The sequence below is a fragment of the Spongiactinospora gelatinilytica genome (assembly GCF_003236385.1).
GTDB classification, from domain to species: domain Bacteria; phylum Actinomycetota; class Actinomycetes; order Streptosporangiales; family Streptosporangiaceae; genus Spongiactinospora; species Spongiactinospora gelatinilytica.
The window spans coordinates 1-15070 of sequence record NZ_POUA01000170.1; the positions used below are offsets into that span (position 1 = coordinate 1).

The 15070-nt window shown below is 70.4% G+C and carries 15 protein-coding genes, 1 tRNA gene and 1 pseudogene; 11 read left to right on the plus strand and 6 right to left on the minus strand.

Annotated features, from left to right (window positions below; translation table 11 throughout):
* From C1I98_RS21100 to C1I98_RS21110, 3 genes and pseudogenes are all read left to right on the plus strand, one after another.
* Positions 1-309, plus strand: a pseudogene (locus C1I98_RS21100) (ABC transporter ATP-binding protein); the annotation flags it as partial.
* Between the two features lie 314 nt (positions 310-623).
* The gene (locus C1I98_RS21105) at positions 624-827 is read left to right on the plus strand and encodes a hypothetical protein (protein WP_111169160.1); all 204 of its coding nucleotides are present in this window, start codon (positions 624-626) and stop codon (positions 825-827) included.
* A gap of 117 nt (positions 828-944) precedes the next feature.
* On the plus strand, positions 945-1415 hold the full coding sequence (locus tag C1I98_RS21110) for a TIGR00725 family protein (RefSeq protein WP_111169161.1): 471 nt from the start codon (positions 945-947) through the stop codon (positions 1413-1415).
* 18 nt (positions 1416-1433) lie between these two features.
* Here C1I98_RS21110 and C1I98_RS21115 read toward each other — a convergent pair whose 3' ends face one another.
* Both C1I98_RS21115 and C1I98_RS21120 read right to left on the minus strand, forming a co-directional pair.
* Entirely contained in the window at positions 1434-1925 is a 492-nt protein-coding gene (locus tag C1I98_RS21115) for a hypothetical protein (protein ID WP_158558128.1), read from the minus strand.
* Positions 1926-1934: 9 nt separating this feature from the next.
* Complete coding sequence (locus C1I98_RS21120) at positions 1935-2462, minus strand: MarR family winged helix-turn-helix transcriptional regulator (protein WP_111169163.1); 528 nt, start codon at positions 2460-2462, stop codon at positions 1935-1937.
* A 58-nt stretch (positions 2463-2520) separates the two neighbouring features.
* Between C1I98_RS21120 and C1I98_RS21125 the strand changes: the two genes are divergently transcribed.
* Together C1I98_RS21125 and C1I98_RS21130 are read left to right on the plus strand one after the other, a co-directional pair.
* Positions 2521-3312, plus strand: coding sequence for a trans-aconitate 2-methyltransferase (locus C1I98_RS21125; protein ID WP_233508040.1), 792 nt, complete (start codon positions 2521-2523; stop codon positions 3310-3312).
* A gap of 103 nt (positions 3313-3415) precedes the next feature.
* Positions 3416-4930 (plus strand): CYTH and CHAD domain-containing protein, encoded by a 1515-nt coding sequence (locus C1I98_RS21130; protein WP_111169165.1) that lies wholly within the window; start codon positions 3416-3418, stop codon positions 4928-4930.
* 19 nt (positions 4931-4949) lie between these two features.
* Here C1I98_RS21130 and C1I98_RS21135 read toward each other — a convergent pair whose 3' ends face one another.
* The 4 genes from C1I98_RS21135 to C1I98_RS21150 form a co-directional block, all read right to left on the minus strand.
* The gene (locus C1I98_RS21135) at positions 4950-5843 is read right to left on the minus strand and encodes an NUDIX hydrolase (RefSeq protein WP_111169166.1); all 894 of its coding nucleotides are present in this window, start codon (positions 5841-5843) and stop codon (positions 4950-4952) included.
* Positions 5836-7929, minus strand: coding sequence for an RNA degradosome polyphosphate kinase (locus C1I98_RS21140; RefSeq protein WP_111169167.1), 2094 nt, complete (start codon positions 7927-7929; stop codon positions 5836-5838). Before C1I98_RS21140 ends, C1I98_RS21135 begins: the two co-directional genes overlap by 8 nt.
* 101 nt (positions 7930-8030) lie before the next feature.
* Complete coding sequence (locus C1I98_RS44105) at positions 8031-9173, minus strand: TetR/AcrR family transcriptional regulator (RefSeq protein WP_233508042.1); 1143 nt, start codon at positions 9171-9173, stop codon at positions 8031-8033.
* A gap of 94 nt (positions 9174-9267) precedes the next feature.
* Positions 9268-10206, minus strand: coding sequence for an acyl-CoA desaturase (locus C1I98_RS21150; protein WP_111169168.1), 939 nt, complete (start codon positions 10204-10206; stop codon positions 9268-9270).
* Between the two features lie 356 nt (positions 10207-10562).
* Between C1I98_RS21150 and C1I98_RS21155 the strand changes: the two genes are divergently transcribed.
* From C1I98_RS21155 to C1I98_RS21180, 6 genes are all read left to right on the plus strand, one after another.
* Positions 10563-10634 (plus strand) — tRNA-Gln (locus tag C1I98_RS21155).
* Positions 10635-10847: 213 nt separating this feature from the next.
* Positions 10848-12308: a bifunctional UDP-N-acetylglucosamine diphosphorylase/glucosamine-1-phosphate N-acetyltransferase GlmU gene (glmU, locus tag C1I98_RS21160; protein ID WP_111169169.1), complete on the plus strand. Its 1461-nt coding sequence runs from the start codon at positions 10848-10850 to the stop codon at positions 12306-12308.
* A gap of 49 nt (positions 12309-12357) precedes the next feature.
* Entirely contained in the window at positions 12358-13335 is a 978-nt protein-coding gene (locus C1I98_RS21165) for a ribose-phosphate diphosphokinase (protein ID WP_111169170.1), read from the plus strand.
* Between the two features lie 18 nt (positions 13336-13353).
* On the plus strand, positions 13354-13599 hold the full coding sequence (locus C1I98_RS21170; RefSeq protein WP_438672100.1) for an SDR family oxidoreductase: 246 nt from the start codon (positions 13354-13356) through the stop codon (positions 13597-13599).
* A 102-nt stretch (positions 13600-13701) separates the two neighbouring features.
* Positions 13702-14328 (plus strand): TetR-like C-terminal domain-containing protein, encoded by a 627-nt coding sequence (locus C1I98_RS21175; RefSeq protein ID WP_111169171.1) that lies wholly within the window; start codon positions 13702-13704, stop codon positions 14326-14328.
* A 94-nt stretch (positions 14329-14422) separates the two neighbouring features.
* Positions 14423-15040, plus strand: a complete 618-nt coding sequence (locus C1I98_RS21180) for a 50S ribosomal protein L25/general stress protein Ctc (protein WP_111169172.1) — start codon at positions 14423-14425, stop codon at positions 15038-15040.
* Positions 15041-15070 lie beyond the last annotated feature (30 nt).

A 15070-nucleotide genomic window follows, 5' to 3' on the forward strand; every position in this document is an offset into this window, starting at 1 on the left:
GACGAGTACTTGGCGCGGCGGGCGGCGGCGGTCGCGGTCGCCTCGGCTGAGGCCGCGCCGGTGGCTGCCGCTGTTCCTGCTGAGGGGCTTTCGGCGAAGGAGGAGCGGGAGCTGCGCAAGGAGCTCTCCCGGCTGGAACGGCGGCTGGACCGGCTGGGGGAGCGGGAGGCGGGGCTGCACGCGGCGATGGCCGAGGCGGCGGACGACTACGAACGCCTGGGCCGGCTGGACGCCGAACTGAAGGAGATCGCCTCCGAAAAGGACACCGTCGAAGCCGACTGGCTGGCCCTGGCCGACCGCCTGGAGTGAACCGGGGCCGGTGCGGGGCTTGTCTCAATCGCCTTCGCTCTGCTCTTTCCATATCGGGCTTCGCCCAACGGCCGCCTCCGGCGAGCCCGCGCGCTCCGCGCGCCCCTAATCGCCTTCGGCGGGAGACGCGCTCCGCGCGTACGGCAAGCCCCCTGCCCGCCGCCGGTCCGTGCCCGGTACCGCTCCGGAGTCTGGCATCACGCCTGCGTCGTGGCCCCTCTCCATACCTCCCACCGGCTATCCCGGCCTCGTCCGACCCCGCTGCGATCGCGGCTGAAGACCCATATGACCCGGCGAAGGAGGCACGGGGCGCGGTGATCTACCTTGCCCGGCGCGCCGAGGCGTACTTGGCGTTGGGCGACCTCGACGCGGCGGTGGCCACTGCCGCAGAGGTCGTGAAGTTGATGGGTGGGATCGATTCGGCGCGGAGCACCGCCACCTTGAAGGGGCTTCGTGGTCAACTGAATGCGTATCGCAATGTACCGGTAGTCGCCGACTTCCTCGGCGGCACCGCCTGACCGCGCCCCAGCCTCTGGCCCGCGTGGGCCTGCCCGTCGTCGCGGATTTCCGGGTGGCACTGGGAGAGTTGTGAATGCTCTCTGTCATGAGGCGTGCGGGGCTGGGATGATCGGGGTGTGGCGATCCAGGTGTCGGTGTGCGGGCCCCGCGACTGTACTCCGGACGATGAGTCCAACGCCCGGGAGGTCGGGCGGTTGCTGGCCGGGCGGGGCGCGGTGGTGATCTGTGGTGGCTACAGCGGGGTCATGGCCGCCGTGGCCGCCGGTGCCCGTACGGCGGGCGGGACGGTGGTGGGCATCTTGTCCCGTGCCGACCGCGAGCAGGCCAATCCCGATCTGTCGATCGTGATCCCGACCGGTGTCGGAGAGGCCCGTAACAACATCATCGTGAACTCGGGCGATGCGGTGATCATCGTCGGCGGCTCCTGGGGCACCCTGTCCGAACTGGCCCTGGCCAAGCGTCGCGGCAACGTCCCGGTCGTACAGCTCGGCGGCTGGCGCCTCCTCGACCAGGACGGCCGCCCCGTCCCGGGCCTCCGGTACGCCTCCTCCCCCCAAGAGGCCCTGGCCGCGACCGGCCTCTGGTAGCCACCCCCAACGGCCCGGTCAGGGCGTCTTGTCGTGGCCGTGCGGGTGATGATCTTCAGGGGGCAGGCGCGATTCGAGCCCGGCGAGGAGTGTGTGCAGGCCGAACTCGAAAGGGTCCTCGGCGGATGCGGCGGCAGAGTCGATGCGGGCCCGAAGCCGAGTCGCCGGTGTAGCGGCGTTCTCGGCGAGCGCTTCGGCGTACCTGCCCTCGTCGAGCAGGAGGCCGGAACGGCTGGTGCGGATGCGCGCGGCCTGCACGAGGTCCCCGGCCCGCTCGGCCAGCCGCAGGGCGCGCTCATGGTGCTCGGCGGTGTCGGCGGGGTCGCCGGACAGCATGGCATGCAACGCCAGCGCGGTATGCGCGGCGGCCTTGGCGGCGGCATCAGCGGCAGTCGCGGTGGTGACCTCGGCGGCGGCCCCGGGAGTGGCACCAGCGGCGGTTTCGGTGGTGGACCGGGCTCCGACGGCGGCTGATGCGCGCGACGTGGCGAACGACCGCACCGCGTCCACGACCGCCCCTCAGGGGGCGGCGTCGAACGGCACGAGGAGGCTGCGCAGCAGCCCGGCCAGGGTGTCGCGCTCGTCGGCGCGCAGGCAGGCGAGCAGGTGGTGCTCGCGGCGAAGCAGGTCGGCGAAGGCGGCGTCCACGCGGTCGCGGCCCGCCGGGGTGAGGGAGACCAGGACTCCGCGCCGGTCTTCGGGGTCGGGGCGGCGGCGGACCAGCCCGGCCGCGGCGAGGCGGTCGATGCGGTTGGTCATCGTGCCGGAGGTGACCAGGGTGGCGCGCAGCAGCGCGCCGGGGCTCAGCTCGTACGGGTCGCCGGCCCGGCGCAGGGTGGTGAGCACGTCGAACTCCCACGGCTCAAGGTCGTGCTCGGCGAAGGCCGCGCGGCGGGCCCGATCGAGGTGGCGGGCCAGCCGAGAGACCCGGCTGAGCACCTGCAACGGCTCCACGTCGAGGTCAGGACGCTCCTGCCGCCAGGCCGCCACCAGCCGATCGACCTCATCACGGTCGTCCGGCCGGGCCACGCCCACCTCGTCAGTCATGACATGGAGTCTAGCTGTCTTGACGTCGAGATATCTGGTTCGCTAGTACTTTATCTTGATGTCAAGAGATATGTGGGACCCCGCCGTATACCACCGCTTCGCCGGCGAACGTGCCCGGCCCTTCTTCGAGCTGCTGGCCCGGGTGCGCGCCGACGATCCACAGTATGTCGTGGACGCCGGGTGCGGGCCCGGCGAACTCACCGCCGAACTCGCCCGGCGCTGGCCGGACGCCGAAGTACACGGCTTCGACTCCTCGCCCGCGATGATCGGCAAGGCCCGGGCGCACGCCCACGACCGGCTCGCCTTCGAGGTCGCCGACCTGCGCGAATGGCGTCCGCGGCGGCCGGTGGACGTGCTGGTCGGCAACGCCGTCCTGCAATGGCTGCCCGACCACCGCGAACTGCTGCCCGCCTGGGTGGCCGCGCTCGCGCCCGGCGGCTGGCTGGCCTTCCAGGTGCCGGGCAACTTCGACGAGCCGAGCCACACCACGGTCCGCGCGCTGTGCCGTACGCCGGAGTGGCGCGACCGGCTCGGCGACCTGGGCGAATATCGATCGGTGGGCAAGCCCGCCGAGTATCTGGAACTGCTCGCCGGGCTCGGCTGCCGGGTGGACGCCTGGGAGACCACCTACATCCACCTGCTGCCGGGCGAGGACGCGGTGCTCGGCTGGGTCAGCGGCACGGCGCTGCGGCCCGTCCTGGACCGGCTCGGCGAGGGGCCGGAGCGGGAGGCGTTCCTCGCGGCCTGCCGTACGGCGCTCGACGCGGCCTACCCGCGCGGGCCGTACGGCACGCCGTTCCCGTTCCGCCGGATCTTCGTCGTCGCCCAGACCGGCCCGCACGAGGCATGAAATGTGGCCGAAAGGGGCAGCGACTGATGGGTCGCGAAGTTTGTTTACCTTACGGTGGCATCATGGCCACGTATCCGCTACCTGGACATAATGCGGGGTTACTGTGGCACTTGAGATCGAAGACAAGTTCGATGTTCCTGTGGACTTCCAAGTCCCCGAACTGAGCGGAGTACGCGGCTGCGGGGAAGCGGCCGGCCCGAAGAGCCACCAGCTCGTGGCGATCTACTTCGACACCGCCGACCTGCGCCTGGCCGCCCGGGGCATCACCCTGCGCCGCCGCCGCGGTGGCGCGGACCCCGGCTGGCACCTGAAGCTGCCCAAGGCCAAGGGCGTGCGGCAGGAGATCACCCATCCGCTCACCCGGAGCACCAAGATCGTACCGGCGGCGCTGGCCGGGCTCGTCCAAGCGTACACACGCGGGGCCGAACTGATCCCGGTGGCCGAGCTGGACACCCGGCGCAGCGTGACCGTGCTGCACGACGTCGCGGGCAACGCCGCCGTGGAGGTCGCCGACGACCGGGTCAAGGGCACGGTTTTCGGCGAGGAGCCGCGGATCGAGCGCTGGCGCGAGGTGGAGGCCGAGCTGATCGGGTCGACCGACCCGGCCGTGCTGCGCCGGGTCGGCAAGCGGCTGCGCAAGGCGGGGGCCGCCCCGGCGACGTCGGCCAGCAAGCTGGCCCGGCTGCTCAACGGGACCGCTCCCAAGGCCGCTCCACGGCCGGTGGCCGTCCCGGGCAGCGCGGGCGAGGTCGTGCTCGACTACCTCACCGCCCAGGTCACCGCGCTGCTCGCGCAAGACCCCCGGGTACGGCAGGCCGGCGACGACGCCGTCCACCAGATGCGGGTGGCCTGCCGCAGGCTGCGCAGCGCGCTGAAGGCGTTCAAGAGCATCGTCGCGGCGAACTCCGAGGTCGCCGCGATCCAGGGCGAGTTGCAGTGGCTCGGCAACGAGCTGGGCACCGCCCGCGACCTGGAGGTCATCCGGGCCAGGTTCGCCCGGCACTTCGCCGCGCTGCCCGACGCGCTGGTGGTCGGCCCGATCACCGACCGGCTCGGTGACGACCTGCTGGTCAAGGAGCGCGCCGCCTACGAGCAGATCCGCCAGGCCCTGTCCGACCAGCGCTATTTCGACCTGCTCGACGCGCTGGACGCGCTGCTGGCCGCGCCGCCGTTCACCAAGCAGGCGAAAAGGCCCGCGGACGCCCCGCTGGCCGCCGTCGCCGAACGGGAGTGGCGGCGGGTGACCGACGCCTACGACGTCGCCCAGGCCAAGCCGGACGAGGACGAGCGCGAGATCGCCATGCACGACGTGCGCAAGGCCGCCAAGCGGGCCCGGTACACGGCCGAGGTGCTCGGCATGCGCGAGCTGGCCAAGATCGCCGAGGAGGTGCAGGAGACCCTGGGCACGTACCAGGACGGCGTGGTGACGCAGGAACTGCTGGCCCGCGAGGCCGAGAACGCCCGGCTGGCCGGTGAGGACACCTTCACCTACGGCGTGCTGACCGGACTGGAACGGGCCACCGGCGAACGCGCCCACGTCGCCTTCCCCGACGTCTGGACGCGGACGACGACCGCCGCCCGCGCCTTCTTCGACGGCCGCCGGGATCCGGCGTCGTAGTCACGCCGGGTGACGGACATTACGTGCTGTAGCGTTCCAGGGCGACGATCCGGCCCGCCGCGTGGTGCAGTACGGCGAACGCGCCCTTGCGCAGGTGGGTGTCCCTGCCGGGGCCGCTGTGCCGCTCCTGCCACACGGCGTCGATCAGCGGTGGCAGCGTCTTGCCGTGCCCGCACAGTACGGCGGGCACGCCGGCGTCCATCAGGTCGAGGGCGAGGCGCAGCACCACCGCCGGGTCGGGGGCGGTCTCGGTGAGCGCGGCGTCCTCGCGGACGGGCAGGCCGTGCCCGGCCGCGAAGGGCTGGAGCGTCTGCACGCAGCGCAGGCTGGGCGAGCTGACCAGGACCTGCGGGCGGAACCCGGCCAGCGCCTCGGCGATCCCGGCGGCCTGCGCCCGGCCGTCCTCGTCGAGCGGGCGCTCGTCGTCCTCGCCCGGCCAGTCCTGGCGCGAGCCGGCCAGGCCGTGCCGTACGAAGATCAGCGGGACGGTGGTGAGCGGCGCGGCGCGCAGGCCGCGCAGCAGGCCCGCGTCCCACTCGTAGGTGAGCCGTCGCCTGGCCTCCTCCACCGGCAGCCAGGCCAGCTCATCGACCTCCTCGCTCACCTCGAAGCCGGGGCCGCCGAGCGCCCGCGCGGCCCAGTAGTCGACGCGCTTGAGCCTGCCGTTCTTCAGGTAGTGGATCGGCGGCAGCGCCCGGCCGAGCACCGCGTCGATCCCGGTCTCCTCGCAGACCTCGCGTAACGCGCCGGCGATGACGTGCTCGCCGGCCTTGAGCTTGCCCTTGGGGAAGGACCAGTCGTCATAGCGCGGCCGGTGGACCAGGACGACCTCGGGACTGTTCTCGTCGCCGCGCCACACCACCGCCCCCGCCGCGCGGATCATGTCGGTCGGGTGGACGTCGAGCTCAGTCATCAATCGTCCTCCACCGGCGGGTACCGATGAGATGGGTCTGCACGTCCAGGAGGGGTTCGCCGTCGTCGTCGCGGTGCCGCCGGGTCCATGCCCCGTCGGAGCACAGCCACCAGGTGCTCGTCTGGTCGGAGGTGCACAGGTCGAGCAGTTCGCCGAGGTACTCGCGGTGCTGCTGGCTGGTGACCTTGACCAGGGCCTCCACCCTGCGGTCCAGGTTGCGGCGCATCACGTCGGCGCTGCCGATCCAGATCTCCGGACGCCGTCCCGCGCCGAACTCGTAGATGCGGGAGTGCTCCAGGAAGCGGCCGAGCACGCTGCGCACCCGGATGTTCTCCGACAGGCCGGGGATGCCCGGCCGCAGGGTGCAGACGCCCCGCACGCACACGTCGATCGGCACGCCCGCCCGGGAGGCCCGGTACAGGGCGTCGATCAACTCCTCGTCCACCAGGCTGTTGCTCTTGATCCGGATGCGCGCCGGGCGCCCGGCCTCAAGATGGCCGATCTCTCGCTCGATCCTGGCGATCAGGCCGCCGCGCATCGAGTGCGGGGCCACCAGCAGCCGGCGGTAGGCGGAGTGGTTGGAGTAGCCGGTGAGGTGGATGAACAGGTCGGTGACGTCCTCGCCGACCAGCGGGTCGGAGGTCAGCAGGCCGAAGTCCTCGTACAGCCGGGCGGTCTTGGGGTTGTAGTTGCCGGTGCCGATGTGGCAGTAGCGGCGCAGTTCGCCGGACGCCTCCTGCCGTACGACGAGGGCGAGCTTGCAGTGCGTCTTGAGCCCGACCACCCCGTAGACCACATGGCAGCCGGCCCGCTCCAGCTTGCGCGCCCAGGAGATGTTCGCGTGCTCGTCGAACCTGGCCTTGATCTCCACCACGACCACGACCTGCTTGCCGGTTTCGGCGGCGTCGATCAGCGCGTCCACGATCGGGGAGTCGCCGCTGGTGCGGTAGAGGGTCTGCTTGATCGCCAGGACGTTCGGGTCCTTGGCGGCGTCCTCGACCAGGCGCTGCACGCTGGTGGAGAAGGAGTCGTAGGGGTGGTGGACGAGTACGTCGCGTTCGCGTAGTACGGCGAACAGGTCGTCTTCGGCGTGGACGGCCTCGGCGGGGACGAACGGCCGGTAGCTCAGCTCGCCCCGGTCGAGGTCGGCGATGGCGTGCAGGCCGGTGAGGTCGAGCGGGCCGGGCAGCCGGTAGATCTCGTGGTCGGCCACGTCCAGTTCCTCGACCAGCAGGTCGAGGACCTCGTCGGTGATGTTCTCCTCGACCTCCAGGCGCACGGCGGGGCCGAACCGCCGGTTGCGCAGCTCGCGTTCGAGGGCCTGCATCAGGTTCTCGGTGACGTCCTCGTCCACTTCGAGGTCTTCGTTGCGGGTGACCCGGAAGACGTGGTGCTGGACGATCTCCATGCCCTTGAAGAGCTGGCCCAGGTGGGCGGCGATGACGTCTTCCAGCGGGACGAACCGGTCCTTGGAGGCCGCCACGAAGCGGGGGAGCTGGCTCGGTACCTTGACCCGGGCGAAGACGGTCTGGCCGGTGGCCGGGTTGCGGACGATGACGGCCAGGTTGAGCGACAGGCCGGATATATAGGGAAACGGGTGGGCGGGATCGACGGCCAGCGGCGTGAGCACCGGGCGGATCCGCTCCCGGAAGAGCTTGCGCAGGCCGGTGCGTTCGTCCCGGCCGAGGTCGTCCCAGCGGACCAGTTCGATGCCCTCGCCGCTCAGCGTCGGGCGGATCTGCGCGTGGAAGCAGGCGGCGTGGCGCAGCGCCAGTTCGTCGGCGATCGCGGCGATCCTGGCCAGTTCCTCGCGCGGCTTCAGCCCGCTCTTCGTGCGCAGCAGCAGGCCGGTGGCCATCCGCCGCTTGAGCCCGGCCACCCGGACCCGGAAGAACTCGTCGAGGTTGCTTGCGAAGATCGCCAGGAAGCGGACGCGTTCGAGGAGGGGCAGGGACGCGTCCTCCGCCATTTCGAGCACGCGCTGGTTGAACTGGAGCCACGACTCCTCCCTGTTGAGGAAGCGCTCCGCAGGGAGTGGTGGCTCTTCCTGCCCGTCTGGCGGTGGTTGCACGAGTTCGGCGGACATATCAAAGAATATTGCTCAGCTTGTTGAACAGAACGTTAATTTCGGCTCAACGAGTGCGGTCAGTGCTCCGCCGAGCGACGTTCTCCCGGCTCCTGTCCACTCTAACCCGATCCATACCCTTCGTCCTGTATGTGGACCGGGGCATGCGCGGCCACCGCCGGCCGGGGCTGCTCGGGCTGTGGCTGGGGAGGCTGCGGCTGGTGGAGCTGCGGCTGGTGGAGCTGCGGCTGTTGGGGGCGGCTCGGCGTCCGGCCGGCCGCGCGCGCCTCCCGGGCGCGCAGCCTCTCCTGCTCCCGCACCTCCCGCTCGCGGGCCTTCTCCAGTTCCCTGGCCTCGCGTTCGCGGGCCTTCTCCCGTTCGCGCAGCTCGCGTTCCCTGGCCTTCTCCTGCTCGCGGGCGAGCTTCTCCTGCTCCTTGCGCTCCTTCTCGCGGGCCTTCTCCCGCTCCCGCTGTTCGCGCAGCCGCTGCTTCTCCTGCTCGCGGGCGTACTTCTCCTGCTCCTTGACCTCGCGTTCGCGGGCCTTCTCCCGTTCGCGCAACTCCTTGTCGGTGGCCGGCCGTACGACGGGCGGGGGCGGCTGGGCCCTTTGCGCGGTCTGTGCGCTCTGTGCCTCCGCCCTGCGGCCCGCGGGACTGAGCCGCGGGCTGGGGTTGAGGCCCGTCAGGCCGTTCCAGGCGAGGTTCACCAGGTTGGCGGCGACCTCCTCGCGGCCGGGCGCGCGTACGTCGAGCCACCACTGGCCGGTCAGCGCGACCATGCCGACCAGCATCTGGGCGTACATCGGCGCGAGCTTGGGGTCATAGCCGCGGTTGGCGAACTCGTCGGCCAGCATGTCCTCCACCTGGCTGGCGATCTCGCTGATCAGGCTGGCGAACGTGCCGGTGCCCGACGCCGCGTGCGAGTCGCGGACCAGGATGCGAAACCCCTCGCTGCTCTCCTCGATGTAGTGGAGCAGCGCGAGGGCGGCCCGCTCCAGCTTGGCCAGCGGATGTGAGGCCGAGAGCGCCTCGGTGATCATCGTCAGCAGCCGCTGCATCTCGCGGTCCACGACCACCGCGTAGATGCCCTCCTTGCCGCCGAAGTGCTCATAGACCACAGGCTTGGAGACCTGGGCGTGGGCGGCGATCTCCTCGACCGAGGTGCCGTCGAACCCCTTCTCGGCGAAGAGGGCGCGGCTCACCGCGATCAGCTGCTCCCTGCGTTCCTTGCCTGACATACGTCTGCGGGACCGGGATTCGCTCACAGGATTCATAATGCCCGCAGTTCTCCTGGCGGTGGGAACACGGGCCGCCTCGGTATCGGCGGCCCGGCCGATCAGATGGGGTGTCCGGGCGGACTCAGCCAAGCCGCCTCGCCGCCAGCCGCTCGGGGTCCGGCCACCGTACGTCGTAGGCCCAGCCGGCCTTCTCCAGCAGGCGGATGACGCCGGCGCTCAGGTCGATCTGGCCCTTCAGCGCGCCGTGCCTGGCGCAGGTCGGGTCGGAGTGGTGCAGGTTGTGCCAGGACTCGCCGAACGACGGGATCGCCAGCCACCAGACGTTCCGCGACTTGTCGCGCACCTGGAAGTCCTCTTCGCCGAAGACGTGGCAGATCGAGTTGATCGACCAGGTCACGTGGTGCAGCAGCCCGATCCGCACCACCGTGCCCCAGAAGAACGCGGTCGCCGCGCCCCACCACGACCAGGTCACCAGGCCGCCGATGATCGCGGGCAGCACGAGGGAGGAGATGGCCATGACCGGGAACCAGGAGTGCATCTTGCGCACGTCGGGGTCCTTGTAGAGGTCGGGGGCGTACTTCTCCCGGTTGGCCCGGGTGGGCTCGAACAGCCAGCCCATGTGCGCGTACAGCAGGCCCTTGGACATCGCCTTGAACCCGGTGCCGAACCGCCACGGCGAGTGCGGGTCGCCCTCCTTGTCGGAGAACTTGTGGTGCTTGCGGTGGGTGGCCACCCAGTCCAGCACGGACATCTCCAGTGAGAGGCTGCCGGCGATGCCGAGTGCGATCTTCAGCGGGCGCTTGGCCTTGAAGGAGCCGTGCGTGTAGTACCGGTGCAGGCCGACGGTGACGCCGAGGCCGGTCACGACGTAGAAGACGAACGCGATGACGATGTCGACCCAACTCAGTCCCCAGCCCCAGGCGAAGGGCACGGCGGCGGCGATGGCGATCAGTGGAGCGGCCACCACGACGCCGAAGGTGATGATCTCCGATCTCGTCTTGAGCTCTGGATCGATGTCCGGCTTAGCGCGATGCGCCGTGTTTTCGGTGGCGACGGTCATAGGGCTGCCTCTCGCTACGTGAATGGGAGCGATGTCCTATCTACGCAACCGTAACTTACGCCATCGTAGGTAAGGAAGACCTCAGTGCCGAATATGTCCGGGGTGACGATCTGGAAGGTCTCCGGTGGGGCTCGGGTGGCTCGTGGGTGTGGTAGGGCCCCCCGACATGTCCGACTATATGCGCATAGTGCGGGCAGTGATGCGGTACGTGAGCGGGTGGCCGCCAGAGCGGCCAAAAGATCCATCGCGCTTGGCCAACTCGATCGTCGGAGGGTGTGCGCGCCAGGTAGGGTGTGCTCGATGGACTGAGTCGGGCGGTCGTCGAGGGATCTCGCACCGCTTGGGTCGGTCCGTAATCCGGCGTTGGGTAATTGGCAGCCCGCTGTCTTTTGGTGTCAGTTGTCCAGGTTCGAGTCCTGGCGCCGGAGCGGTAGTCATGTGTGGTTCGTCGGGTCACCCGGGATGCTCGGGTGGGGTGAGAGTCACTGTGAGGCGGGCAGGTATCCTCACGGTGTCGGGTGGATTGCGGCGCGGGGCCCAGGTGGTAGCCGTACGCCATCCTCATCAGGCTTGAGTAGATCATCCGTTTTGTTCACAGCATCCGAACCATCCATAGCCGCGACGCCGAGGGAGCTCAGTCCGTGAGTGTGCCGCGCCCGGCCGCCGTCGTCGTCCTCGCCGCGGGCGAGGGCACACGGATGAAGTCCGAACGACCGAAAGTCCTGCACGAGCTGTGCGGCCGGGCCATGCTCGACCACGTGCTCACCGCCGCGCGCGGGCTCGAACCCGAGCGCCTGATCGTCGTCATCGGGCACGAGCGGGAGCGGATGCGCGAGCATCTGGCCGCCACCAGCCCCGACGCGCTGGCCGTGGTGCAGGCCGAGCAGCGCGGCACCGGCCACGCGGTGCGCACCGCCCTGGAAGAGGTCGGCACGATCGGCGGCACCGTCCTGGTGACGTACGGCGACACGCCGATGCTGCGCCGCGAGACGATGGCCCGGCTGCTCGCCGTACACGCCGAGGAGGGCAACGCGGTCACCGTGCTGACCGCCGAGGTGCCCGACCCGACCGGATACGGGCGGATCGTCCGTGACTCCGATGGCGCGGTGCTGGAGATCGTCGAGCACAAGGACGCCACCCCCGAGCAGCGCGCGATCCGGGAGATGAACTCCGGGGTCTACGCCTTCGACGGGCAGCTCCTGGCCGACGGGATCAAGCGGGTCGGGGCCGCCAACGCCCAGGGCGAGGAATACCTCACCGACGTCCTGGCGATCCTGCGCGCCGACGGCCACCGGGTCGGCGCCTTCGTGGCCGCCGACCATGTCGAGGTGGAGGGCGTCAACAACCGCGTCCAGCTCGCCGCCGCCCGCCGGGTGCTGAACGACCGGATGCTGCACGAGCACATGCTGGCCGGGGTGACCGTGATCGATCCGGCCAGTACCTGGATCGACGTGGACGTCGAGCTCGCGGCCGACGCCGTGATCCACCCCGGGTGCCAGTTGCACGGCCGTACGACGGTCGCCGCCGGCGCGCAGATCGGCCCGGCCACCACGCTGACCGACACCGAGGTCGGGGCCGACGCCGTGGTGCGCAACTCGGTCTGCGAGGGCGCGCGGATCGGCCCCCAGGCCCAGGTCGGCCCCTACACCTACCTGCGCCCGGGGGCCGTGCTGATGCGCAAGGCCAAGGCGGGCGCGCATGTCGAGATAAAGAACTCCCAGGTCGGCGAGGGTGCCAAGGTGCCGCACCTCAGCTATGTGGGAGACGCCACGATCGGCGCGGGCGCCAACATCGGCGCGGCGACGGTGTTCGTCAACTACGACGGCGTGGCCAAGAATCACACCACCGTGGGGGAGCACGCGTTCGTCGGCTGCGACACCATGCTGATCGCGCCCGTGACGATCGGCGACGGCGCCCACACGGCGGCGGGGTCCACGATCACCAACGACGTGCCGCCCGGGGCGATCGCGGTCGCCCGCGGACGGCAGCGCAACATTGAAGGGTGGGTCGCGCGCAAGCGTGCGGGCACCAGGTCGGCCGAGGCGGCGCTTCGCGCGTCGGCCGCCGCGCCGACCGGCGATCAACAGGAGAAAGGCACGTGAGCAAGCGATCACGTCGGCACGTCATCGAATCATCCGGTGGGGTGGCACAGTGAGCGGCAGGAAGACGACCGGGGAGAAGAACCTCATGTTCTTCTCCGGCAGGGCCTATCCCGAGCTGGCCGAAGAGGTGGCGGCCCACCTCGGGATCGAGATGACCCCCACCAGACTGCACGACTTCGCCAACGGTGAGATCTACGCCCGCTACCTGGAGTCCGTACGCGGATGTGACGCCTTCGTGATCCAGAGTCACACTGCTCCGATCAACCAGTGGATCATGGAACAGTTGATCATGGTGGACGCGCTCAAGCGGGCCTCGGCCAAGCGCATCACCGTGGTCATGCCGTTCTTCGGGTACGCCCGCCAGGACAAGAAGGGCCGCGGCCGGGAGCCGATCACCGCCCGGCTCGTCGCCGACCTGTTCAAGACCGCGGGAGCCGACCGGCTCATGTCGGTCGACCTGCACACCTCCCAGATCCAGGGCTTCTTCGACGGGCCGGTGGACCACCTGTTCGCGATGCCGGTCCTCGCCTCCTACCTGCGCGACAAGCTGGAGCCGGAGAACACCACGATCGTCTCCCCCGACACCGGCCGGGTCCGCCTGGCCGAGCGGTGGGCCGACAAGCTCGGCACCCCGGTCGCCTTCATCCACAAGCGCCGCGATCTCGACGTGGCCAACCAGGTGAAGGTGCACGAGGTGGTCGGTAAGGTGCACGGCCGTACGTGCGTGCTGATCGACGACATGATCGACACGGCGGGCACCATCTGCAAGGCCGCCGACGCCCTCTATGAGCAGGGCGCGACCAACGTGCTGGTCGCGGCCACCCACGCGGTGTTCTCCAGCCCCGCCGTGGACCGGATGAAGAACTCCCGGATCTCCGAGGTCGTGGTGACGAACACGCTGCCGCTGGCGGGCGACAAGCGGTTCGACAAGCTGACGGTGCTGTCCATCGCGCCGCTGATCGCGCAGGCGATCGGCGAGGTCTTCAACGACGGCTCGGTGACGAGCCTGTTCGAGGGGGACAGCTAGCCCCTGTCGTACCGGCCGGTGTCCGCTTCCCGCGGGCAGGGCATGATCCTGATCCTCGCCCGCGAGCTGCGCGGCCGTGACATCACCGTCAACGCCGTGGCCCCCGGTCCCACCGCCACCCCGCTGTTCCTCAACGGCAAGGACGAAGCCACGATCGCCACCCTGGCCAAGGCCGCCCCGCTGGAGCGCCTCGGCGAGCCCGCGACATCGCCGAGACCGTCTCCCATCTGGCCGGTCCGGCCCGCTGGGTCAGCGGCCAGGTGATCTACGTCAACGGCGGCTTCGCCTGATCCCCTCCTCCGGAACCGGCGACCTCACGGCCTGCCTAGACTGACGAGATCCGGTAACGACACAGCGGGAGCGAACGTGGCCACAGAGCCCAAGGGCGTCGTCGCCGGAGAGCGCGGCCAGCGCGGGCGGGGGCGCCGGCCGGCGGACGAGGTCCGGGCCGACGTGCTCCGCACGGTCGGCGAACTCCTGCTCACCGAAGGCATCGCGGACCTGACCTTCGAGCGGGTGGCCAGGCTGTCGTGCGTCAGCAAGACGACCCTCTACAAATGGTGGCCCTCCAAGGGCGCCCTGGCCATGGACGGCTACTTTCATGCCGTCCAGGACAGACTGGCCTTTCCTGACACGGGAGACGTCCGCGCGGACCTGATCAGCCAGTTGCGCGCGTTCGCCCGGGTGATGACCGAGACACCGGGCGGGAGGGTCCTGGCCGAGCTGATCGGCCAGGCGCAGACCGACCCCGACCTGTCCGCCGCCTTCCGGAGGCTGTACTCCTCGGGGCGGCGCGCGCTGGCCGGCGAGCGGCTGCGCCGGGCGCAGGAGGCCGGGCAGATCCGGGCCGACATCGATGTGCGGGTCGTCGTCGACCAGCTCTGGGGCTCGGTCTACCACCGGCTGCTCATCCCGGACGAACCGGTCACGGACGACTTCGTCGTCGCGCTGGTGAACAACCTTCTGGACGGGATCGGCTTCGGCGGCGTATAGACTAGCCAGGTTGCGCCCGTAACGCCTTCCGCTAGGGCGGACCAGGGTGGGCGCGCATTCCGCCCGAATCGCCGAGATCCCTAGGAGATCAGCCGTGTCCGAAGTACGCATCAACGTCGAGCAGCGCACCGCGTTCGGCAAGGGCGCCGCCCGCAAGATCCGCCGCGCCGCCAAGGTGCCCGCCGTCCTTTACGGGCACGGCACCGAGCCCAAGCACCTCACCCTGCCGGGGCACGAGCTGATGATCGCGCTGCGCACGCCCAACGTGCTCATCCGCCTCGCCGGCGACGGCGTGGACGAGCTGGCCCTGCCCAAGGGCATCCAGCGCGACCCGCTCAAGGGCTTCCTGGAGCACATCGACCTGCTGCTGGTCCGCCGGGGCGAGAAGGTCAGCGTCGAGATCCCGGTCAACGTCGTGGGCGATGTCGTGCCGGATGGCATGCTGGAGCAGCTCATGATGTCCGTCCCGGTCGAGGCGGAGGCCACGCACATCCCGCAGGGCGTCGAGGTCGACATCACCGGCCTCGCGCTCGGCACCCAGATCACCTCGGGCGACCTGCCCCTGCCGTCCGGCGTCTCGCTGTCCGCCGACGCCGAGGCCCTGGTCCTGCACATCACCACCAAGCCGACCTCGGTCGAGGCGGAGGCCCCGGCCGAGGGCGCCGAGGACGAGGGCGAGTCTGCCGCCGAGGGCAGCACCGAGTCCGAGTAACCCCCGGAAGGACCGGCCCCGGAGGGGCGT